The sequence below is a fragment of the Synechococcus sp. Minos11 genome, assembly GCF_014279855.1.
Taxonomy (GTDB): domain Bacteria; phylum Cyanobacteriota; class Cyanobacteriia; order PCC-6307; family Cyanobiaceae; genus RCC307.
Genome location: NZ_CP047953.1, coordinates 1,476,125 through 1,496,965 on the forward strand (window position 1 = coordinate 1,476,125; position 20,841 = coordinate 1,496,965).

Sequence of the window (20,841 nt, forward strand, 5' to 3'; positions counted from 1 at the left end):
AGATGAACAACTCGTTCAATTGAGCCTATCGATCGCAGAACAAAGCGGCGCCAGGGCAGAGTGGGAGGCTCTGTCTCTGTTCATAACGCTTTGGTGACTGCTGCAGCCCTGAACACCAGCCGTTCCGACGCCCTCTTTACGGCAGCGCAACAACTGATGCCCGGCGGTGTGAATTCCCCGGTACGAGCCTTCCGCTCCGTGGGCGGCCAGCCGATCGTGTTCGATCGCGTCGAAGGCGCCTACGCCTGGGATGTGGATGGCAACCGCTACATCGATTACATCGGCAGCTGGGGACCCGCCATCTGCGGACACGCCAATCCCGAGGTGATCGAGGCCCTGCAGCAGGCCCTCACCAAGGGCACCAGCTTTGGCGCCCCCTGCGCCCTGGAAAACACCCTCGCCGAGATGGTGATCGACGCCGTCCCCAGCGTGGAGATGGTTCGCTTCGTCAACAGCGGAACCGAGGCCTGCATGGCCGTGCTGCGCTTGATGCGCGCCTACACAGGCCGCGAAAAGGTGATCAAGTTCGAAGGCTGCTATCACGGCCACGCCGACATGTTCCTGGTGAAGGCCGGCTCTGGTGTGGCCACCTTGGGCCTGCCGGACTCCCCAGGCGTACCGAGCAGCACCACCGCCAACACCCTCACCGCCCCCTACAACGACCTTGAGGCGGTCAAGGCCCTGTTTGCCGAAAACCCCGACTCCATCTCCGGTGTGATCCTTGAGCCGGTGGTGGGCAATGCCGGCTTTATCCCCCCCGATTTCGGCTTCCTCGAAGGTCTGCGGGAAATCACCCGTGAATACGGCGCCCTGCTGGTGTTCGACGAAGTGATGACCGGCTTCCGCATCTCCTATGGCGGGGCCCAAGCCCGCTTTGGAATCACCCCCGACCTCACCACCATGGGCAAGGTGATTGGCGGCGGTCTGCCTGTGGGCGCCTACGGCGGCCGCAAGGACATCATGGAAATGGTGGCTCCCGCAGGCCCGATGTATCAAGCGGGCACCCTCAGCGGAAACCCCTTGGCCATGACAGCGGGCATCAAGACCCTCGAGCTGCTCAAGCGCCCTGGCACTTACGAAAAGCTCGAAGCCACCACCAAGCGTTTGGCCGAAGGCATCCAGGAAGCGGCCAAAGCCGCTGGCCTGCCGGTGTGCGGCAACAGCATCAGTGCCATGTTCGGCTTCTTCCTCTGCGATGGCCCCGTGCGCAACTTCGAGGAGGCCAAAGCCAACGACAGCGAGCGCTTCGCCAAGCTGCACCGGGCCATGCTCGAGCGCGGCGTGTACCTCGCCCCCAGCTCCTTTGAAGCTGGCTTCACCTCGCTGGCCCACAGCGATGCCGACATTGATGCCACCCTCGAGGCCTTCCGCGAAAGCTTCCAGCTGATCGCTTGAGGCGCTGATGCAGAGGCGCCAACTGATCCAAGCCGCCAGCCTCGCTGGCGGGGCAGGCCTGCTGAGTGCCTGCCGCATTCGCCGCATCGATGGGGCCAGCAGCGCTGAGCTGCCATCGGTGCGCTGGCGCATGGCCACCAGTTGGCCCCACGCCCTCGACACGCTCTATGGCGGCGCCCAAACCATCGCCGAACAGGTGGGGGTGATGAGCGGCGGGCGCTTCACGATTGAGCCCTATGCCGCCGGTGAAATCGTGCCTGGGCTGCAGGTGCTCGATGCCGTTCAAAACGGTGCTGTCGAGTGCGGCCACACGGCCAGCTACTACTACGTGGGCAAAAACCCAGCCCTGGCCTTCGGCACCGCCGTGCCTTTCGGGCTCACGCCTCAGCAGCAGAACACCTGGCTCTATGAGGGGGGCGGCAACGAAGCCCTCGATCGCATCTACAGCGATTTCGGTGTGCGCAGCTTCCCTGCTGGCAACACCGGCCCCCAGATGGGGGGCTGGTTCAAGCGCGAGCTCGATGGCCCCGCCTCCCTCAAGGGCCTGAAGATGCGCATCCCTGGCCTGGGGGGCAAGGTGATGGCCGCCATGGGCGTGAATGTGCAGGTGCTGCCCGGCGGTGAGATCTATCTGGCGCTGGAGCGCGGCGCCATCGATGCGGCCGAATTCACCGGCCCCTACGACGATGAAAAGCTCGGCCTACCAAAGGCAGCGCGCTTCTATTACTACCCGGGTTGGTGGGAGCCAGGCCCCACGCTCACCGCGCTGGTGAATCAGCAGGCTTGGGCCAAGTTGCCCAAGGCCTACCAAGAGATGTTCCGCTCGGCCTGCCAAAGCGCCAACTTGCTGATGTTGAGCCGCTACGACCGGCTCAATGCCGTGGCGCTCGAACGGCTCAGGCAAGGCAACACCCAGGTGGAGTTCTACGGCGACGCCATTCTCAAAGAGGCCCAAAGCGCCACAGCTGATCTGTTGGCCGATAGCGCCCGCGGCGATGTGGGCTTCAACAGCCTGTACAGCGCTTGGAAAGATTTCCGCCAGGTGGCCCGCGGCTGGAACCAGGTCACCGAGCTGTCCTTCTCCCGCATTAGCGATGGTGCTTGATCGCCTGATCCGCGCAGCGGGCTGGCTCGGACGCTGGGCCCTGCTGCTGATGATCGCCATTGGCGCCTGGAACGTGGTGGGCCGCTACCTGGGCCTGGCCCTAGGGCTGAGCTTGAGCTCCAACGCCCTGATTGAGGCGCAATGGTTTCTCTTTGATGTGGCCTTCCTGCTGGGGCTGGCCTACACGCTCAAGCAGCGCGGCCACGTGCGCATCGACATCCTGTTGAACCGCCAGAGCACGCGTCGCCAACTGCAACTCGAACTGCTCGGCACCTTGGTGCTGCTTCTCCCCTTTGCGCTCACGGTGCTGGTGGTGTCGCTGGAGCCCACGCTGCAGTCGTGGCTGTTGCTCGAAGCCTCACCCGATCCCGGTGGCTTGCCGCGCTATCTGGCCAAAACCCTGGTACCCCTTGGCTTTTTGCTATTGGCCCTGCAAGGCATCCGTGAAGCCGTGGCCCTGAGGCAGCAGCTACGCCGCGGCGGAGGTCAGAGCTGATGGGATTTGAGCTGGAAGTTGGGGGCTGGGGCATTGCCTTTTTCCCCGGTGAGGTGCTCGCGCCATTGATGTTTTTGGCGCTGATTGCGGCGCTGCTCAGCGGCTACCCCGTCGCCTTTGGCCTGGGCGGTGTGGCCGTGATTTTTGGCCTGTTGGGCATCGTCAGCGGCGTGATCGATCCGCGCTTTTTCAGCGCGCTGCAGCCGCGGATCTTCGGAATCATGAGCAACTTCACGTTGCTAGCGATTCCCACCTTCGTGTTCATGGGCGCAATGCTGCAGATCTCTGGCATCGCTGAACGGCTGCTGGAGGCCATGGGCCAACTGCTGGGCCAGCTGCGCGGCGGCCTGGCGCTGGCAGTGGTGTTGGTGGGCAGCTTGATGGCAGCCACCACCGGCGTCACCGCCGCCACGGTCACCACGATGGGGCTGATCTCCCTGCCCGCGATGCTGCGCTCGGGCTACGACAAATCCTTTGCCTCAGGGGTGATCGTGGCCTCCGGCACGCTCGGCCAGCTCATTCCTCCCTCGATCGTGCTGGTGGTGCTCGGCGATCAGCTAGGCGTTTCGGTGGGTGATCTGTTTTTGGGTTCGCTGATCCCGGGGCTGTTGATGGCAGGGGCCTTTGCGCTCTATGTGCTGGTGGCCAGCCAGCTCAACCCACAACTGGCCCCAGAGCGCCTTGCGCGAACTGCCGCCAACGTGGCACCGGCTCAGCTGCTGCGTGTGCTGATTCCGCCTTTGGTGCTGATCTTCTTGGTGTTGGGCAGCATCTTTTTTGGCGTTGCCACCCCAACCGAAGCCGGCGCGCTCGGTGCTGTGGGCGCCATGGTGCTCGCCGCCATCGAAGGCGGCTTCAGCCGCAGCAACCTGGCCAAGGTGTGTGATGAAACCCTGCGGGTCACCGCCATGGTGATGGCGATCCTGCTGGGTTCCACGGCCTTTGCCCTGGTGTTCCGCAGCCTCGGCGGTGACGCCATGATCCGCGAGGTGCTGGTGAATCTGCCGGGGGGTCAGCTGGGCTTCCTGGTGGTGAGCATGGCGGTAATTTTTGCCCTGGGCTTCTTCATCGATTTCTTTGAAATCGCCTTCATCGTGGTGCCGCTGCTGCTGCCCAGCGCCCGCGAATTGCTGGGGCCCGAAAGCCTGCTCTGGTTTGGTGTGTTGATCGGCGCCAACCTGCAAACCTCCTTTCTCACCCCACCATTTGGCTTTGCCCTGTTTTATTTGCGCGGCGTGGCCCCCAAAGAGGTGAGCACCGCCGCGATCTACCGCGGCGTGTGGCCGTTCATCGCCGTGCAGGTGGCTGTGCTGGTGCTGATCATCCTGTTCCCAGCACTGGTGAACACCCTGCCGGCCCTCTCCCAGGCCAGCTAAGGCTGCTGGGGAATCGCTGCTCCCTCAGGCCTGCGCGGATCAGCCACCCCCAAGCTGCCGCCTTCAGGCAGCACTTCCACGCTGTTGGCCGAACCCATCGCCCGGCTGCGCTGGATCGCGTGCCCCCACTGCTCCAGCAGATCGATAGTGTCGGGGCTGATGCCCTGCTCGATCTGCACCCGATCAGGCCAGAGCTGGCTATGGATGCGCGGACTCAACACCGAGGTGGCCAAATTGAGGCCGTGCACCATGCGGTTGAGCAGCACCTGCAACACCGTGGTGATGATGCGGCTGCCCCCCGGCGTACCGGTGGCGAGCCAGGGGCTGCCATCACGTTTGAGCACCACCGTTGGCGTCATCGAACTCAGCGGCCGGCGGCCTGGGGCGATGGCGTTCTTTTCGCCTTGCACAAGGCCATAGGCATTGGGCACCCCTGGCTTGGCGGTGAAGTCATCCATCTCGTTGTTGAGCAACACACCGGTGCCTGGAATCGCCACGCCATTGCCATAGGCGAAGTTCAAGGTGGTGGTGAGGGCCACCAGCGAACCCTGCTGATCCGCCACCGAGAGATGGGTGGTGTTGGTGCTGTTGGCCGGTAGTGGAGCCGTGCCGCCCAAAGCAGCGCTGGGGGTGTGCTGTTTGGGGCGAATGAGCGGGCGCAGCGCGTCGGCATAGCCCTTGTTAGTGAGCCGCTGCACTGGCACTGCCACCTGATCAGGGTCGCCCAGCTCACTGTTGCGGTCGCGGTAAGCCAGGTTCATGGCCTCCACCAACGTGTGGATCGACTCGGCGCTGTTGAGGCCCATGGCCTCTAAATCCATCGGCTCCAGCAGATTGAGCATCTGAATCAAGGTGACGCCGCCGCTACTGGGGGGCGGCATCGACAGCACCGTCAGGCCGCGGAAGCGTCCCTGCACCGGCTCAACCCAAGGAGCGCGGTAGGCCGCCAGGTCCTGGCGATCGATCAAGCCGCCGCGCTGCTGCATCAGCGCTTCCAACTTCTCAGCCACAGGCCCTTGATAAAACCCTGGGCGACCCTGCTCAGCGATGCGCCGCAAGGTGGCCGCCAGCAGCGGCTGCCGCAGGATCTCTCCGGCCCGATAGGGCTCCCCATTCGCCTTGTAATAGATCGCTTTGGCGCTGGGATCGGCCTGCAGCAGGGGAGCCGCCCGTTTGAGCGAATCCGCCAACACCGGATACACCGCAAAGCCTTGCTCAGCCAAACGGATCGCTGGAGCCATCACCTCAGAGCGGCTGAGGGCGCCAAAACGCTCCTGGGCTTTCAGCAGGCCCGCCACCGTGCCGGGTACACCGGTGCTCAGCAGGCTGCGGGTGGCCAACTGCCGATCGACGCGGCCATCAGCACCAAGAAAGAGATCTTTGTGAGCGCGGCGCGGCGCCATCTCACGGAAATTGAGCGCATAGCCGCGGCGCTCCGGCTGATTCCAAAACACCAGAAAACCGCCGCCGCCCAAGTTGCCGGCTTGCGGCAGCGTCACCGCCAAGGCATAGGCCGTGGCCACAGCAGCATCGATGGCATTGCCGCCCTTGGCGAGGATCGAGGCACCAGCGGCGCTGGCCAAAGACTCCTGACTGGAGACGATTCCAGCCTCTGACGGCACCGGCCGCACCCGCTGGCCAGGCTCCTGCAGCGGATTGGCGCCGATCAGAGCCAGGCAAAGTAGGAGTCCGCTCACGCCATTCCATGGGCCACCACCGCTTCAGGCTGCCATTGCTGCTGGCCCTGCCGCTCCTCGCCCCAGCGGCGCTGGCTGAGAAAGGGCCGCAGCGCTGCAACGATGAAATCACCCGGCTGATGCAAATCCGCTTGGAGCGGGCCCAAGCGAGCTGGGAAGAAGAAAACCCCACTCCTTCAGATTTCCAGCTCGAGGCGCAGCACCTCAACCAAGTGGTGAAAGCGGAGTCAATCAAGGCCCACGCGCTCAAGAAATACGAATGCCGCTTGAAGCTGAGCCTTCCCGATGAGGAGGCCGCTGCAGGCTGAGGCTATGGAGATTCCCGCCCAGGAGCAAAAAACCAAGAAGTGGTTCAAAAGCCATCTGCTCAATGACGAGATTGAGCTACAGGACCTCTACGAGCTCGAACAACTCGACCTCGATTTGTTGATGGCCGAAACAGCAGAGATTCGCTCGGATGTTGAGAACCGCTCCCGCAGTTATGGCCGCTGGTGCACGGCCGGTTATTTCCTTGAACTGGCGCGAATTATTGATCGCCGCCGCCAGGAAAGTTCATGAATTTTTGATTGAGCTTGCAACGCCCTGTGTCGTTAGGTCTTGCCGCCAGCAACTTGGTTTACGGTCGATCTGGAAGGCATGAATCCATAAGGAATTACCCGGTATCCATCAGCCCCAGCCAGGACCATGGACCGCACTGCAACGATCAACGTCATCGTTGAGCACTACGACATCGACTCCAAAGGCCGCATCGATTACGACCCCCGCTTTGGCGTCTACCTCGAAACCTTGACCGACACCGCACTAACGCAAGTGTTGGCTTGGTATGAGCGGGAAGATCACGCCGCGTGAGGCAGCAGCTGCCTTAACACCCAAAATTCCACGACCATGTAGGCGGCCAAAAACACCACCAAGGCGATCACAAAGGTTTTGCCGTTCATGGGGCTTGCCCCGGCAACTGACCACCGCGCAGGCCAACAATCGCTTCGAAGATCCGTTGGCCGATGCGGCGATTGATGGCGCTGATGGTGCCCCCCATGAACACCGCATCGATCAAGCAGGCGATCCAAACCGCCGCCAGCACCACATAACCAATCAGCAGCACCGTGAGCACTCCGCCGAGGATGTTGAGCAGCAGATAGGTGAGCGCCCGGCCGGTTCGTCCCAAATAAAACCAATGGGCACCAAAGCCACCCAAGAGCAGCGCCAGCACCACAGCCAGAACGGTGCTTTTCTTCTGATCTTCGTAATCGCTTTGGAACATCAGCTTCTCCTCGGCGGAGAGCTGTTTCATGAGCGCCAGCAGAGCCTGGTCCATGCCTGATCCCGACAGCCCAAGCTAGGCACGGAATCGATTGGCTCAGCGGTAATTCTGAAATTGCAGCGGCACTTCGATGTCCTGCTCTTTCAGCAATTGGATCGCGCTCTGCAGGTCGTCTTTGTTCTTGCCGGTGACGCGCAGGCTTTCTCCTTGGATCGAGACGGTCACCTTCTTGAGCTCATCGCGCACCGTCTTGCTGAGCTTTTTGGCAATCTCCTGGCTCAAGCCTTTGCGCAGCTTGATCTCCTGCTTGATGCGATTGCCCCCAACGGTTTCAGGGGTCTGCTCATCAAAGATTTTCAGCGAGAGATTGCGCTTGGTGGCCTTCTGCCGCAACACGTCCACCACAGCCGTCAAGGTCATGTCACTGGCGGTGGTGATCACGATGGCGGTTTCCTCCAGCTCGATCTCGGTGTTGGAGTCCTTGAGGTCGTAGCGCTGGGACACATCACGGCGCAGCTGGTCGATGGTGTTCACCAGCTCTTGGCGGTCGAAATCGCTGACAACATCAAAGCTGTAGGTGTCGGCCATGAAGGGCGGCAACGGCAGGGAATCCCATCAGCCTAGAAAGGGGCCCCTTGTGAGGACCCATGGCGGAGCTTTTCAACGCCCTCCAACACGGCAGCGCGCCACTGGCTGCATCCCTGCTGCTCTCCGGTTTGGTGGTGATGCTGAGCCTGGTGCCGCTGGGGGCAGCCCGTTCGCAGGCGGATTTCAGCATGGCTGATCTGGCCGCCCCTAGGGCCATGTTCGAGCGCCTGCCGGCCTGGGGACGCCGGGCCAGCTGGGCCCATCAAAACTGTTTTGAAGCCTTCACCCTGCATGCCCCGGCCTGCCTGCTGGCCTTAGTGGCTGGGGTGTCAGCACCGATTGCCATGGCCGCTGCCTGGCTACACCCGCTGCTGCGGCTGCTCTACATCGGGGCCTATGTGGGCAATGTGCCGCCCCTGCGAGGACTCTGCTGGGCCTCGGCCCTGCTCTGCAGCGGCATCCTCTATCTCGAGGGCCTCAAAGCCCTGCTTCAGCAATGAGGCAGAGCCTCAATCAAAAAACAACAGCGTGACGACCTTGCCGAGATCTTCCGCGTCTTGGCAGGCCTGGATCAACGTTTCGCTGTCGTGGAAGGCGAAACAAATCAATTGGTCGCAGCGGCTCACAATCTCTTGATTGCAAAGGGTGCTGGCCTCGGTGAGCGGAAGATCGTCGTTTTCTGGCTTGCTGACCAGGTGCAGCACCTGCTCCAGCAACTCCTGGGATTCCGGGGCCTGCTGCTCCAAGCTTTGCGGAAGGATCACGGTGAGCTTGGCGGGATCCACCGCCAGGGCACCACGAATCGCTGCGGCATTGATCCCTTGCGCGCCTGAGGTGAGCATGGAGTGGCCCTCCTGCACCAGGGAGCGAGCCAATAATTCCACCAAATGGATGGACACCACGGGCACATGGCGCGTGCCAAGGATGGCGATCCGTCGCTGGCCGGTGTTCTGCAGGAGGGCGAGCTCTTGAGCCAACGTGTCGACCCGATCGAGAGCCGGCAGATCAAGGGACCGGGTCACAGGGGACGCCAGGACAGAAGGCCTGTCGACCGTAGCAACGCTGGCGCTTTAGGCCAGACCTAGACGGGAAAACAGCGCAGCGAAGTCGCAGTGCTCTGCCACCATCCGGGCCGCATAGGTGGCCTTCACCGCTTCATGCAGGCGGACATGGCCAAAGGCCTTCTCAATCACCGCCACCGTGGCCAGGGTGTCGTGCTCCACCTTGAGCAGGGGAACATCGAGTTCTTGGGCGCGACTCACCAGCTGCGGCAGGGGATCACCGGCTCCAGTGAGGATCAGGCACTGGGTGGATGCCTCTAGGGCAGCCAACTGGATATCGGTGCGATCCGCGCCAGTGACCACGGCCATATTGCGCTGCTGACGGAACACCTCCATGGCGGAGTTCACGTTCATGGCGCCGATGCTGAGGGTTTCCACCAGCAGGTCTTTGCGCTCGCGGCAGCACAACATCTCAGCGCGCAAGCGCTGCACCAGCTCGCCAACGGTGACACTGCGCAGCAGCGGGCTGCGGGGCAACAGCCCATACAGGGGCAAACCCAAGGCCTGCAAGGCGGGGCTGAGCTCGGCGCGCAAGGCCGTGATCTGATCGGGCTCAACGTTGTTCAGCACCACACCGAGCAGTTGATCGCCCAGCAGTGCTTTGGCCTGCAGCAAGGGCTCAACGCTGCCGGCATCCTCCCAGGCATGGGCCAACAACACCGGCGCCTGAAGGCCGTGGGCCAACTGGGGCAGGCTGAGGCCAAACAGCAGACCCTCGTTCAGGGAGCCAGCCGCTTCCAGCAGGGTGATTCCTTCGCCAACCCCCAGCACTCCGCGCAGTTGCTCGAGTGCTTGCTCAGGCGCCACCAAGCTGCCTGTGGCCAACTGCTTTTTGGTGGGCTCTGGCGTGCTCGAGGTGAGCGAGGGCAGCAAGGCGCTGGGCGGTAGATCAAAGATTTCCCCAACGAAGCGCACGTCGTCGTCGATGAGGGTCTCGCCACTGGTTTGCTGCTCAATGCTGGTGGCCAGCGGCTTGCCATAGCGAAGGCTCTGCCCCTTATCGCGCAGCTGCTGCACCAAGCCCATCACCAGGGCCGATTTGCCACTGAATGGTTCGCAGGAACCCACCAAAAGAGTGGCACCGGAGTGGCCCATGGCAGTGGCTGGAGTGATGGGAAAATCTAACGAGTAGGCAACAGATCAGCCTTGATGCCGTTGTTTCAAGGCCAACGCTGCGCCGTGACTGGAGCCAGCGGCAGCTTGGGGCGGGCCCTGCTGCACGCCCTGCATCGCCAAGGGGCCATCCCGGTGGCCTTGAGCTCCAGCCCTGGGCCCATTCGACTGCAGGACGGTGATCAGGAGCTGGAGATCGAAACCATCGCCTGGAAGGTGGGCGAGGAAGAGGCGCTGCGTCCGCAGCTGGAGTCGCTGCAACTGCTGGTGATCAACCACGGCATCAACCGCATGGGCGCCCGTGATGCCCAATCCACCGCCGACAGCCTCGAGGTGAACCTCAGCAGCGCGCTGCGGCTGATGGAGCTGTTTTTGCAGTCAGCCCAGCCCGGCGATGGCCGCGAACTGTGGGTGAACACCTCTGAAGCTGAGGTCAACCCGGCGTTCAGTCCGCTCTATGAGATCAGCAAACGGGCCCTGGGCCAACTGGTCAGCCTCAGGCGTATTGATGCGGTGTGCACCGTGCGCCGGCTGGTGTTGGGACCCTTCCGTTCGGCGCTGAACCCCTATGGATTCATGCGGGCCAGCGGGGTGGCGGCTGCCGTGCTGCGCCAAGCCGCTGCTGGACGTGAATTGATCATCGTCAGCCCCAATCCGCTCACCTGGCTCCTGATGCCGCTGACCTGCTGGGGGCGCGAGCGCTACTACCGCTGGTTCACACAGCGTCCCGGTCAGTGAGGATTTCGTAGCCGCTATCGGTCACCAATACGGTGTGCTCCCACTGGGCCGAGAGGCTGCCGTCCTGGGTCACCACGGTCCAATGGTCTTTGAGGGTGCGGCAGTTTTTGGCGCCGGCATTGAGAATCGGCTCCACAGCCAAGGTCATGCCTGAGCGCAGCTGCACATTGGGCAGATCGCGGGTGCGGTAGTTGAAGACCGAGGGCTCCTCGTGCAGATTGCGGCCAACGCCGTGGCCGGTGTAGTCCTCCACAACGGCATAGCCATTGGCCTCAACGTGATCCTGCACCGCGCCAGCGATGTCCAGCAGGGTGCGGCCGGCTTTGATCTGGGACAGGCCCTGCATCAATGATTCCTGGGCCACGCGGGAGAGACGCTCAGCCTCTTCTGAGATGGAGCCGACGCCGATCGTGACGCAGCTATCGCCGTGATAACCCTCATAGAAAGCGCCAGTGTCGACCTTGAGCAGGTCGCCATCACGGATCACCCGCTTTTTGCTGGGGATGCCATGCACCACCTCGTTATTGATGCTGGCGCAAATCGTTCCAGTGAAGCCGTGATAGCCCTTGAAGCTGGGCACAGCGCCCATGGAGCGGATGCGCTCTTCGGCATAGGCATCGAGCTCACCGGTGGTCATGCCGGGCTTCACCAGCCCCATGATTTCCTTGAGCACGGTGGCGACGATGCGGCCCGATTGGCGCATGATGCCGATCTCGCGCTCGGACTTGATCTCGATGCCGCGGCGGTTGTTGCTGATGCGCGGACCGGTCTGAGGCTTCGAGGACGCCAGCAGCTCTGCGAACAAGTTCATCTCAGCAAAAGCAGGCGTCGGTACTTTCAAGCTATCAATGCTGTCCGTCTTGTCGCGGAGCTGCACCCATGAGCACCTGGTTGCTGCGGATCCGCCGCTGGCATGGACGGCTGGCTCCAGTCGTCCTGCTGCCGCTGCTGATCACGGTCAGCACAGGGCTGGGCTACCGCCTGATGCGGGATTGGGGCGGCTGGGGCCGAGACCAAGCCCACTGGTTGATGCAACTGCATGAGGGGGAATGGCTGGGCGCCCATGGCGAAACGATTTACGTACTGCTCAATGGGCTGGGATTGATCTGGATGCTCAGCACCGGACTGCTGATGCTTCTGGGGAAATGGTTGAGGTGAAGGGGTAAGCTGGACCCTTGGCCCGCTACGGCAACTCACCAGTTGAGTTGCATCGATTCGCAATGACCGCAGAGGAAACAGCAACCAAGACCGAGGAGACCGCTGTAGCCAGCGCCACCGAGGAAGCCCCTGCCAAGAAGGCAGCCGCGGCCAAGGTCAGCACGCGCAAGCTGAGCGCCGAAGAGCTGATGCGTTCGTTTGAAGAAGGTCAGATCAAGTCCGATCTTCCTGACGTTTATGTGGGCGACACCGTCAAGGTGGGCGTCCGCATCCGTGAGGGCAACAAAGAGCGCGTTCAGCCCTATGAGGGTGTGGTGATCGCCAAGCGCCACGGCGGCATGCACGAAACCATCACCGTGCGCCGAATCTTCCAAGGCATCGGCGTGGAGCGGGTGTTCATGGTCCACAGCCCCCAGGTGGCCTCCATCAAGGTGGAGCGCCGCGGCAAGGTGCGTCGCGCCAAACTTTTCTATCTGCGCGAGCGGATGGGCAAAGCCACCCGGGTCAAGCAGCGCTTCGATCGCTGACACAGCAGCCCGCCCAGGGCCGCTTCCGGTGCCTAGAGTCAGCACCGGCATTGGTGCATTGCCTCCTGCGCCGTTAGTTCAGTTGGTAGAACGCAGGTCTCCAAAACCTGATGTCGGGGGTTCGAGTCCTCCACGGCGCGTGCGATGCACCTTTTGTCCACTTTTTGAGGTTTGAATCGAGGCCTAAAGCATGGAATTGGATCTTCAACCTGGTGATGTTGTGAAGGTGCTCGAATCCGCAGCCCTCGGTTGGGTGCGGGCCAGGGTGATCCGCGTCAAATCCGGAGGTCGCGTTGTGGTTCAAAGCGACCAGGGTCGTGAATTCACAGCCCGGGGCAACCAGGTGCGCCTGATCGAACCCGCTGGTTTCCACAACTAGATCAAAGCAACTGCCTCACAAGCGCTCTGGGCGCTTCATCACCTCATTCAACCGGCCCAGTCACTTGGCAGTTGCCGGTTTTTTTATGCCCAAAAAATCACACGCTCCCCGGCAACAATTGGTTGACGGAGGGACCCTCCAGACCCAATACTGGTCTTTCCTCCAAGCGAGGACATGGACGTGTTTCGAGCGCTGTAAACCCATCACTTTCACCGTGATTGGTTACTAACCAGCAGCCCGAAGTTCGGTCATGGGACCGTAGTTCAACCGGTTAGAGCACCGCCCTGTCACGGCGGAAGTTGCGGGTTCGAATCCCGTCGGTCCCGTTTTCACCTCAACAGCCTCAATGGTGCGTGTTCGTCTGGCCCCCAGCCCAACGGGAACGCTTCATATCGGCACCGCACGCACGGCGGTCTTCAACTGGCTGTACGCGCGGCGCCATGGCGGCGAGTTTGTGCTGCGCATTGAAGACACCGACAAAGAGCGCAGCAAAAGCGAATACACCAGCAACATCCTCGATGGCCTGAAGTGGCTGGGTATCGACTGGGATGCCGAGCCCGTCATCCAGAGCGAGCGGGTGGAGCAGCACCGCCAAGCAATCCAACAACTGCTGGATGCCGGGCTGGCCTACCGCTGTTACGCCTCAGAAGAGGAGCTCAACGCCATGCGCGAGGCCCAAATGGCCAACAAGAAAGCGCCGCGTTACGACAACCGCCACCGCAACCTCAGCCCCGAGCAGGAAGCCGGCTATCAAGCCGAGGGACGCCAAGCCACGGTGCGCTTTCGCATCGATGACAGCCGCAACATCCAGTGGAACGACCTGGTGCGCGGCGCCATGAGCTGGAGCGGAGCCGACCTGGGCGGCGACATGGTGATCGCCCGGCGCGCTCCAGCCGATCAAATCGGCGATCCGCTTTACAACCTCGTGGTGGTGGTCGATGACGCCGCCATGGCCATCACCCATGTGATCCGCGGTGAAGACCACATCGCCAACACCGCCAAGCAACTGCTGCTCTACGAAGCCCTGCGGCTGCCGCTGCCTGAGTTCGCCCACACCCCGCTGATCCTCAACCAAGAGGGCCGCAAGCTCTCCAAGCGCGATGGCGTCACCTCGGTGAGCGACTTCCGCGGCATGGGCTACACCGCCAGCGCCCTGGCCAACTACATGACCCTGCTGGGCTGGTCGCCGCCGGAGGGCATGGGCGAGCGCTTCTCCTTGGCGGAGGCCGCCAAGGTGTTCGACTTCCAGCGCGTCAACAAAGCTGGTGCCCGCTTTGATTGGGACAAGCTCAACTGGCTCAATGGCCAGGTGCTGCATGAGCTTGGTGCCGCAGAACTCAACCGCAAGCTCACCCCGCTTTGGCAGGAGGCAGGCTTTGAGACCAGCGGCCGCAGCCAAGCTTGGCTGGAGCAACTCTGCGAGCTGCTGGGCCCCTCCCTGACGCTCCTGGCCGATGGCGTCGAGCAAGCTCGACCGTTTTTTGAAACGCCCTCCCTCAAAGAGGACGCTCAGCAGCAACTGCAACAACCCGGAGCCCAAGAGGCCCTCAAGGCCCTGCTCACATCACTGAGCGACGAGCCGCTGCAGGCCGAACAGGCCAAAGCCCTACTCAGTGATGCCTGCAAGGCCGCTGATGTGAAAAAAGGCGTGCTGATGAAATCGCTCCGCGGTGCCTTGATGGGGCAACTGCAGGGGCCTGATCTGATGGAGAGCTGGCTGCTACTGAACGCGGCCGGGCAAGACCGCGGGCGCATCAGCAGCGCCCTCGGCTGAGCCGGCTTCAGCCTCAAGATCAGGCTGAACCAAGCCCAAGCGGCGCGCCAACCAAGGCGCCGTGAGGCCTTGGAGGCCCACGGTCATCAGGATCGTGAGGAACACCAAACCCTGCAGGCGTCCAGCGCCTGAAAAGCCAGCGGCTTCCAAGCGAATCGCAAACAAACTGGCCACCGCGGCCGTGACGATGCCGCGGGGGGCCATCCAACTGAGCATCAACTTCTGCTTCCACTGCAGGGGCAAGCCTGTGCTGGCCAATGAGATCGCCAGCGGGCGCACCACCACCATCAGCACCAACACACAACCAACCCCGCCCAGCCCCAAGGGGCTGAGTTCCCGCCACGAAACATCAGCAGCCAGCAGCGGAAACAGCACCGTGATCGCCAATTGGGCCAGCTGGCGAATGAAGTCATCAAGCTGCTGCGGCTCCGAGGACGGCCGGCGCCCCACCACCACCCCAGCGGCGACCGCCGCTGGGAATCCCGATTCCGACAGCTGGGCGTCACAACCGCCATACATCAAAAACAAAATGCCCAGCGTGAGCTGAACCCGCAGACCCAAAACCCCGGAATCGGCAGGCAAACGCCTCAGCAGCTCAGAGAGCAACAGGCCGCTGAGCAAGCCCATGGCCACGCCAAATCCCAAGCGCAGCAATAGTCCAGCGGCCACGCCCTGCCAGCCGGTGCGATCTCCCAGCACCAGCTCCAGCAGCATCACCGCCAGCACAGCGCCAATCGGTTCAAGCACCAGGCCCTCTCCCTCCAGCACCTCACCTAGGGGCTCTTGCAGGCGCATCTGCTGCACCAGGGGATTCACCACGGTGGGGCCGGTGGCCAAGACGATGGCACTGAACACCGCGGCCAATGACCAGTTCAAACCAGCCAGCCAGTGGGCCGCCAGAAAGGCTCCGCCAAAGGCCACCAACAAGCGCACCGCCACGATGCGCAGCACAGCCGTGCGCAGCTCACCGCCGGGGAGCCGCAGCTTGAGGCCGCCTTCAAACAGCACCAGGCTCACCAGCAGGCCGACCACGGTGCCGAGGCTGGAGCCCAAATCAAGCGGCTCAACCCAATGGAAACCGGCGCGGCCCACCACCAGACCACTGACGAGCAGCAGCACCACCGCCTGCAGGCTCGTGAGCTTGGCCACCAGCTGGGCTGTGGCCCCGGAGGCCATGGTGATGCCCCAGAGCAGATTGAGCCGCTCAGCGCTCATTCAAGACCCGTGAACTGGGGTTCGACATGCACAGCCAGCACAGCCCGCGGACGAACCACAAAGTATTCACCCTCCAGCTCGGTGATGGGCACATTCACAAAAGCCTGGGCATCTGGCTTGTTGAGGCTCTCGGCATACCAGCTCTGAAAGCTCTCGAGATCAGGAAACTGAATCTGGTGGCGATGGCCGCCTTCGAGCAAGAGATGCACGGCATAGCGGCTCGGGCGACGGCTCATGAGCTGTGCAGGTCTCACCCAAGGATGCCGGATGGCAGGCTGTGGGCCAATTCCAGCGTCTGATGGGCAGCACAACCAAGCCTCTGTTGCTGCTGGTGGATGGGCATTCCCTGGCCTTCCGCAGCTTCTACGCCTTCTCCAAGGGGGGCGAGGGGGGCTTAAGCACCCAAGACGGCATCCCCACCAGCGTGACCTATGGCTTCCTCAAAGCGCTGCTGGACAACTGCAAAAGCCTCAAACCTCAAGGGGTGGTGATCGCCTTTGACACCGCTGAGCCCACCTTCCGGCACAAAGCCGATGAGACCTACAAAGCCAACCGCGATGTAGCCCCCGATCACTTTTTCCAGGACGTCGACAACCTGCAAGAGATCCTCAAAGGCTGCCTGGATATCCCCCTCTGCCTAGCCCCGGGCTACGAAGCCGACGACGTGCTTGGCACCCTGGCCAACCGCGGCGCCAACGAGGGATGGCGGGTGCGAATCCTCTCGGGCGACCGCGACCTATTCCAGCTGGTGGATGACCAGCGCGACATCGCTGTCCTTTATATGGGTGGCGGCCCCTACGCCAAAAGCAGCGGCCCCACGGAGATCCGTGAAGAGGGCGTTGTGAGCAAACTCGGCGTGATGCCCAACAAGGTGGTGGACCTCAAGGCCCTTACCGGTGACAGCAGCGACAACATCCCGGGGGTGCGCGGCGTTGGCCCCAAAACAGCCATCAACCTGCTGAGCGAAAACGGTGATCTCGATGGGGTCTACAAAGCGCTTGAAGCCCTGAGCGACCCCAAAGCCAGCAGCGGAGCTCTCAAAGGGGCGCTCAAGGGCAAGCTCAGCAACGACAAGGAAAACGCCTACCGCTCGCGGATGCTGGCGGAAATCCTGATCGACATTCCCCTGCCCGAAGATCCGCGGTTGGGTCTGGGCCTGGTGGAGCTGGGGGCCCTGCGTCAGCGGTTGGAGGAGCTAGAGCTCAACAGCCTGCAGCGGCAGAGCGAAAAATTTGCCGAGCTCTTTTCAGCCGCTGGCCAACTGAGCTTGGACACCGGTAGCTCTGCCGATCCCAGCGAAGCGCTGAGCGAACCGGAGAGCGAAACGCCCACAACTCCGCCGCTCAAACCGCAGCTGATCACCAGCTCCGCTCAACTCCAAGCCCTGGTGAGCCAGCTGCAGCAACGCAGCGCCGATGCCCCGGCCGTGGCCATCGACACCGAGACCACCGACCTCAACCCCTTCCGCGCGCAGCTGGTGGGCTTGGGTTTCTGCTGGGGTGAAGCCGACAACGATCTGGCCTACATCCCGATCGGCCACAGCGGCGCCGAAGGGCAATTACCCCTTGCCGAGGTGCTCGAGGCCCTGGCCCCTTGGCTGGCCAGTCCAACGCAGCGGAAATGCCTGCAGAACGCCAAATACGACCGGCTGGTGCTGCTGCGCCATGGGCTGGAGCTCAATGGCGTGGCCGTCGACACCCTGCTGGCCGACTATCTGCGCGACGCCTCAGCTCGCCACAACCTCGAGGAATTGGCGCAGCGCCATTACGGCTTCCGCCCCACCAGCTTCAGCGATCTCGTGGGCAAAGGGCAGACCTTTGCCGATGTGCCCATCGAAGCCGCAGCCCAGTACTGCGGCATGGACGTGCACCTCACCTACCGCTTAGCGATTGATCTGGTGCAACAACTCGAGCAACTCGGAGAAGCCTTGCCGCAGTTGCTCTCGGAACTGGAACTGCCGCTGGAGCCGGTGCTGGCACAAATGGAAGCCACCGGCATCCGCATCGATGTGCCCTACCTACAGGAGCTGGGCCAATCGATGGGCGACAAGCTGCAGCAACTCGAGCAGCAAGCCATCGCTGCGGCCGGCGAGGAGTTCAACCTGGCCTCCCCCAAACAGCTGGGCGAGCTGCTGTTCAACACCCTGGGGCTGGACCGCAAGAAATCAAGAAAGACCAAAACCGGCTGGAGCACCGATGCCGCGGTGCTGGAAAAACTCGAAGACGCCCATCCGGTGGTGCCCCTGGTGCTGGAGCACCGCACCTTGAGCAAGCTCAAGAGCACCTATGTCGATGCCCTGCCCCAGCTGGTGGAAAGCGAGACCGGGCGGGTGCACACCGATTTCAACCAGGCGGTGACGGCCACCGGACGGCTCTCCAGCAGCAACCCCAACCTGCAGAACATTCCGGTGCGCACGGCCTACAGCCGCCAGATCCGCAAAGCCTTCCTGCCCCAGCAGGACTGGACCCTGCTCAGCGCCGACTACAGCCAGATCGAGCTGCGCATCCTCACCCACCTCTGCGGCGAAGAGGCCTTGGTGGAGGCCTACAACAGCGGCGATGACGTGCATGCGCTCACAGCCCGCCTGCTACTGGATAAGAGCGAGGTGAGCGATGAGGAGCGGCGCCTGGGCAAAACCATCAACTTCGGGGTGATCTACGGCATGGGCGCCCAACGCTTTGCCCGCGCCACTGGGGTCAGCCAAGCCGAAGCCAAGGAGTTCCTCAGCCGCTACAAGCAGCGCTACCCCAAGGTGTTTGCGTTCCTGGAATGGCAGGAGCGCCTGGCCCTCAGCCGCGGCTACGTGGAAACGCTGATGGGGCGCCGGCGGCCCTTCCATTTCGATCCCCAAGGCCTTGGGCGGCTCAAGGGCACCGATCCCGCTGAAATCGATCTCGATGTGGCCAGGCGCGGCGGCATGGAAGCCCAGCAACTGCGGGCCGCCGCCAATGCCCCGATCCAGGGCTCCAGCGCCGACATCATCAAAAAAGCGATGGTGGATCTGCAGCAGCTGCTGCTCGACCAGCAACTGCCGGCCCGGCTGCTGCTGCAGGTGCACGACGAACTGGTGCTCGAGTGCGCTCCCGATGCGCTCGCCACGGTGCAGAGCAGCGTGCAACGCACGATGGAGCAGGCCGTGAGTCTGAGCGTGCCATTGGTGGTTGAGATCGGTAGTGGCCCCAACTGGATGGAGGCGAAATAACAGAGATCCCGGCTGGAACGTAACCTCCGGTTCTGCGCCTGTTCTTGCCGTGTCCCTGCGCTTCACCAACAGCCTCACCAGCCGCACTGAAGCGTTCGAGCCTCTTGAGGCCGGCAAAGCCACGATCTACTGCTGCGGCGTCACGGTCTATGACCTCTGCCACTTGGGCCATGCCCGCAGCTACATCAACTGGGATGTGCTGCGCCGCTACCTGATCTGGCGCGGCTACGACGTCACCTACGTCCAGAACTACACCGACATCGACGACAAGATCCTCAAACGGGCTGCCGAAGAAGGAAGCTCGATGCAGGCAGTGAGTGAACGCAATATCGAGGCCTTTGAAATCGATATGGGTCGGCTCAACATCCTGCCGGCCGATCGCATGCCCAGGGCCACAGGCTGCATTGATGGCATTCAAAAACTGATCAGCGAACTCGAAGCCAAAGGCGCCGCCTACAGCTCCGATGGCGATGTCTATTTCGACATCTCCAAAGCCAAGGATTACGGCAAGCTCAGCGGCCGCGATCCCAACGAACAGCAGCAAGGCGCCAGTGGCCGCACAGCTGATGGCGAAGAGAGCCGCAAGCGCCACCCCTTTGATTTCGCCCTCTGGAAAGGAGCCAAGGAAGGCGAACCCAGCTGGGATTCACCCTGGGGACCAGGGCGGCCGGGATGGCACATCGAATGCTCAGCGATGGTGCGCCAGGAGCTGGGCCTAACGATCGACATCCATCTGGGCGGCGGCGATTTGGTGTTCCCGCACCACGAAAACGAAATCGCCCAATCAGAAACCGCTAACGGCACGACCCTGGCGAAGTTGTGGATGCACAACGGCATGGTCAATGTCGGCGGCACCAAGATGTCGAAATCGCTCGGCAACTTCACCACGATCCGGGCGCTGCTCGACAGCGGCGTCTCGCCGATGACCCTGCGTCTGTTTGTGCTGCAGGCCCATTACCGCAAGCCACTCGACTTCACAGCAGAAGCCCTCGATGCGGCAGCCAACGGCTGGAAGGGTCTCAACAGCGCGCTGCTACTGGGCGAGCGCCATGGAGAAGCCTTGGGCTGGAGCAGCGGCGCAGGCGAACTGAGCAGCGAGCTGGAGGAGCAGCGGCAGCGCTTCATCGAGGCCATGGATGACGACCTCAACAGCTCCGGCGGCCTGGCGGTGCTGTTTGAGCTGGCGCGTCCCTTGCGGGCCCTGGCCAACCGCCTGGAGCGCGGTGATGCGATCACCGCCGATGACCAGGGACTCGCGGGCCAGTGGAAACTGCTGCAAGATCTGGCCGGCGCGCTTGGGCTAGCCACTGAAATCACAGCACCGAGCAGCGATGGTGATGATGGCGCACGGATCAACGATTTAATCGAGGCCCGCAAGAGCGCCAAAGCCAACAAGGACTACGGCGAAGCCGACCGCATCCGCGCCGAACTCAAAGCCGAAGGCATCGAGCTAATCGACAAACCCGGCGGCATCACCGACTGGATTCGGGCCTAAGCCTGCTGGGCAGCCTCAATGGTGTCGAGCGAAATTTCAATCACCCGTGAGCCATGGCGGGTGAGGGGCAGCTGGCGCACAAAACAGCGGCCGCGCGGGGCATCCACGCTGAGCACCTGAAAACAACGGCTGTCACCTGGCAACTGCAGGCGAACTCCCTGATGAAGGTTCATGACATTCCCCGTTCAGAGAACAGAAAGGCGCTAGCGCCTCTGAACCATTGAACAGCTCCAAGGGCTCGCCGTAAGCAGTTGTACTCAT

24 protein-coding genes and 2 tRNA genes are annotated in these 20,841 nt (G+C 62.5%); 17 read left to right on the plus strand and 9 right to left on the minus strand.

Annotation, left to right across the window (positions count from 1 at the left end; all coding sequences use genetic code 11):
• Nucleotides 1–93 precede the first annotated feature (93 nt).
• Genes hemL through SynMINOS11_RS08350 form a run of 4 tightly spaced genes read left to right on the plus strand, consistent with a single transcriptional unit; the run spans nt 94 to nt 4,372 of the window.
• On the plus strand, nt 94–1,395 hold the full coding sequence (gene hemL / locus SynMINOS11_RS08335) for a glutamate-1-semialdehyde 2,1-aminomutase (RefSeq protein ID WP_255445362.1): 1,302 nt from the start codon (nt 94–96) through the stop codon (nt 1,393–1,395).
• Between the two features lie 7 nt (nt 1,396–1,402).
• On the plus strand, nt 1,403–2,500 hold the full coding sequence (locus SynMINOS11_RS08340; protein WP_186547896.1) for a TRAP transporter substrate-binding protein: 1,098 nt from the start codon (nt 1,403–1,405) through the stop codon (nt 2,498–2,500).
• Nucleotides 2,490–2,996 (plus strand): TRAP transporter small permease subunit, encoded by a 507-nt coding sequence (locus tag SynMINOS11_RS08345; protein ID WP_011936067.1) that lies wholly within the window; start codon nt 2,490–2,492, stop codon nt 2,994–2,996. Before SynMINOS11_RS08340 ends, SynMINOS11_RS08345 begins: the two co-directional genes overlap by 11 nt.
• Nucleotides 2,996–4,372: a TRAP transporter large permease gene (locus SynMINOS11_RS08350; protein WP_186547898.1), complete on the plus strand. Its 1,377-nt coding sequence runs from the start codon at nt 2,996–2,998 to the stop codon at nt 4,370–4,372. Before SynMINOS11_RS08345 ends, SynMINOS11_RS08350 begins: the two co-directional genes overlap by 1 nt.
• On the opposite strand, the gene ggt is transcribed toward SynMINOS11_RS08350, so the two are convergent.
• Nucleotides 4,369–6,069: a gamma-glutamyltransferase gene (ggt, locus tag SynMINOS11_RS08355; protein ID WP_186547900.1), complete on the minus strand. Its 1,701-nt coding sequence runs from the start codon at nt 6,067–6,069 to the stop codon at nt 4,369–4,371. The genes SynMINOS11_RS08350 and ggt overlap by 4 nt on opposite strands.
• Nucleotides 6,070–6,077: 8 nt before the next feature.
• Here ggt and SynMINOS11_RS08360 point away from each other — a divergent pair, with 8 nt between their 5' ends.
• The 3 genes from SynMINOS11_RS08360 (at nt 6,078) to SynMINOS11_RS08370 (ending at nt 6,918) form a co-directional block, all read left to right on the plus strand.
• Nucleotides 6,078–6,377 carry a hypothetical protein gene (locus SynMINOS11_RS08360; protein WP_186547902.1) on the plus strand — a complete coding sequence of 100 codons (300 nt, stop codon included), beginning with the start codon at nt 6,078–6,080 and terminating at the stop codon, nt 6,375–6,377.
• A gap of 4 nt (nt 6,378–6,381) precedes the next feature.
• Nucleotides 6,382–6,627 (plus strand): hypothetical protein, encoded by a 246-nt coding sequence (locus SynMINOS11_RS08365; protein ID WP_186547903.1) that lies wholly within the window; start codon nt 6,382–6,384, stop codon nt 6,625–6,627.
• 126 nt (nt 6,628–6,753) lie between these two features.
• A complete protein-coding gene (locus tag SynMINOS11_RS08370; protein WP_011936072.1) occupies nt 6,754–6,918 on the plus strand; it encodes a hypothetical protein in 165 nt (54 codons plus the stop codon).
• An 85-nt stretch (nt 6,919–7,003) separates the two neighbouring features.
• Here the strand turns inward: SynMINOS11_RS08370 and SynMINOS11_RS08375 are convergent, their stop codons facing one another.
• Both SynMINOS11_RS08375 and SynMINOS11_RS08380 read right to left on the minus strand, forming a co-directional pair.
• The gene (locus SynMINOS11_RS08375) at nt 7,004–7,384 is read right to left on the minus strand and encodes an NINE protein (protein WP_186547905.1); all 381 of its coding nucleotides are present in this window, start codon (nt 7,382–7,384) and stop codon (nt 7,004–7,006) included.
• Nucleotides 7,385–7,426: 42 nt separating this feature from the next.
• A complete protein-coding gene (locus SynMINOS11_RS08380) occupies nt 7,427–7,918 on the minus strand; it encodes a YajQ family cyclic di-GMP-binding protein (RefSeq protein WP_043737077.1) in 492 nt (163 codons plus the stop codon).
• 59 nt (nt 7,919–7,977) lie between these two features.
• Here SynMINOS11_RS08380 and SynMINOS11_RS08385 point away from each other — a divergent pair, with 59 nt between their 5' ends.
• Nucleotides 7,978–8,418 (plus strand): MAPEG family protein, encoded by a 441-nt coding sequence (locus tag SynMINOS11_RS08385; RefSeq protein ID WP_186547907.1) that lies wholly within the window; start codon nt 7,978–7,980, stop codon nt 8,416–8,418.
• A gap of 9 nt (nt 8,419–8,427) precedes the next feature.
• Here SynMINOS11_RS08385 and SynMINOS11_RS08390 read toward each other — a convergent pair whose 3' ends face one another.
• Nucleotides 8,428–8,940 carry a DNA-processing protein DprA gene (locus tag SynMINOS11_RS08390; RefSeq protein ID WP_011936076.1) on the minus strand — a complete coding sequence of 171 codons (513 nt, stop codon included), beginning with the start codon at nt 8,938–8,940 and terminating at the stop codon, nt 8,428–8,430.
• 48 nt (nt 8,941–8,988) lie between these two features.
• Nucleotides 8,989–10,074, minus strand: a complete 1,086-nt coding sequence (locus SynMINOS11_RS08395) for a phosphotransacetylase family protein (protein ID WP_186547909.1) — start codon at nt 10,072–10,074, stop codon at nt 8,989–8,991.
• Nucleotides 10,075–10,128: 54 nt separating this feature from the next.
• Here SynMINOS11_RS08395 and SynMINOS11_RS08400 point away from each other — a divergent pair, with 54 nt between their 5' ends.
• The gene (locus SynMINOS11_RS08400) at nt 10,129–10,830 is read left to right on the plus strand and encodes an SDR family NAD(P)-dependent oxidoreductase (protein WP_186547911.1); all 702 of its coding nucleotides are present in this window, start codon (nt 10,129–10,131) and stop codon (nt 10,828–10,830) included.
• Here the strand turns inward: SynMINOS11_RS08400 and map are convergent.
• Nucleotides 10,808–11,641: a type I methionyl aminopeptidase gene (map, locus tag SynMINOS11_RS08405; RefSeq protein WP_011936079.1), complete on the minus strand. Its 834-nt coding sequence runs from the start codon at nt 11,639–11,641 to the stop codon at nt 10,808–10,810. The two genes, SynMINOS11_RS08400 and map, sit on opposite strands and share 23 nt — an antisense overlap.
• Nucleotides 11,642–11,709: 68 nt before the next feature.
• On the opposite strand from map, the gene SynMINOS11_RS08410 reads away from it, so the two are divergent.
• The 6 genes from SynMINOS11_RS08410 (at nt 11,710) to gltX (ending at nt 14,668) form a co-directional block, all read left to right on the plus strand.
• Complete coding sequence (locus SynMINOS11_RS08410; protein WP_011936080.1) at nt 11,710–11,988, plus strand: hypothetical protein; 279 nt, start codon at nt 11,710–11,712, stop codon at nt 11,986–11,988.
• Nucleotides 11,989–12,050: 62 nt separating this feature from the next.
• A complete protein-coding gene (gene rplS / locus SynMINOS11_RS08415) occupies nt 12,051–12,515 on the plus strand; it encodes a 50S ribosomal protein L19 (RefSeq protein WP_186550789.1) in 465 nt (154 codons plus the stop codon).
• A 67-nt stretch (nt 12,516–12,582) separates the two neighbouring features.
• Nucleotides 12,583–12,655, plus strand: a tRNA-Trp gene (locus tag SynMINOS11_RS08420).
• 50 nt (nt 12,656–12,705) lie between these two features.
• On the plus strand, nt 12,706–12,894 hold the full coding sequence (locus SynMINOS11_RS08425) for a hypothetical protein (RefSeq protein ID WP_011936082.1): 189 nt from the start codon (nt 12,706–12,708) through the stop codon (nt 12,892–12,894).
• Between the two features lie 252 nt (nt 12,895–13,146).
• Nucleotides 13,147–13,220, plus strand: a tRNA-Asp gene (locus SynMINOS11_RS08430).
• A gap of 20 nt (nt 13,221–13,240) precedes the next feature.
• Nucleotides 13,241–14,668: a glutamate--tRNA ligase gene (gene gltX / locus SynMINOS11_RS08435; RefSeq protein ID WP_186547913.1), complete on the plus strand. Its 1,428-nt coding sequence runs from the start codon at nt 13,241–13,243 to the stop codon at nt 14,666–14,668.
• On the opposite strand, the gene SynMINOS11_RS08440 is transcribed toward gltX, so the two are convergent.
• Entirely contained in the window at nt 14,615–15,883 is a 1,269-nt protein-coding gene (locus SynMINOS11_RS08440; protein WP_011936084.1) for a cation:proton antiporter, read from the minus strand. The two genes, gltX and SynMINOS11_RS08440, sit on opposite strands and share 54 nt — an antisense overlap.
• The gene (locus SynMINOS11_RS08445; RefSeq protein WP_186547915.1) at nt 15,880–16,119 is read right to left on the minus strand and encodes a hypothetical protein; all 240 of its coding nucleotides are present in this window, start codon (nt 16,117–16,119) and stop codon (nt 15,880–15,882) included. The genes SynMINOS11_RS08440 and SynMINOS11_RS08445 overlap by 4 nt, the downstream gene beginning before the upstream one ends.
• Nucleotides 16,120–16,181: 62 nt before the next feature.
• On the opposite strand from SynMINOS11_RS08445, the gene polA reads away from it, so the two are divergent.
• Together polA and cysS are read left to right on the plus strand one after the other, a co-directional pair.
• On the plus strand, nt 16,182–19,085 hold the full coding sequence (gene polA, locus SynMINOS11_RS08450; protein WP_255445363.1) for a DNA polymerase I: 2,904 nt from the start codon (nt 16,182–16,184) through the stop codon (nt 19,083–19,085).
• 49 nt (nt 19,086–19,134) lie between these two features.
• Nucleotides 19,135–20,580, plus strand: coding sequence for a cysteine--tRNA ligase (gene cysS / locus SynMINOS11_RS08455; RefSeq protein WP_186547917.1), 1,446 nt, complete (start codon nt 19,135–19,137; stop codon nt 20,578–20,580).
• Here cysS and SynMINOS11_RS08460 read toward each other — a convergent pair.
• Nucleotides 20,577–20,753, minus strand: a complete 177-nt coding sequence (locus SynMINOS11_RS08460; protein ID WP_186547919.1) for a hypothetical protein — start codon at nt 20,751–20,753, stop codon at nt 20,577–20,579. The genes cysS and SynMINOS11_RS08460 overlap by 4 nt on opposite strands.
• Nucleotides 20,754–20,841 lie beyond the last annotated feature (88 nt).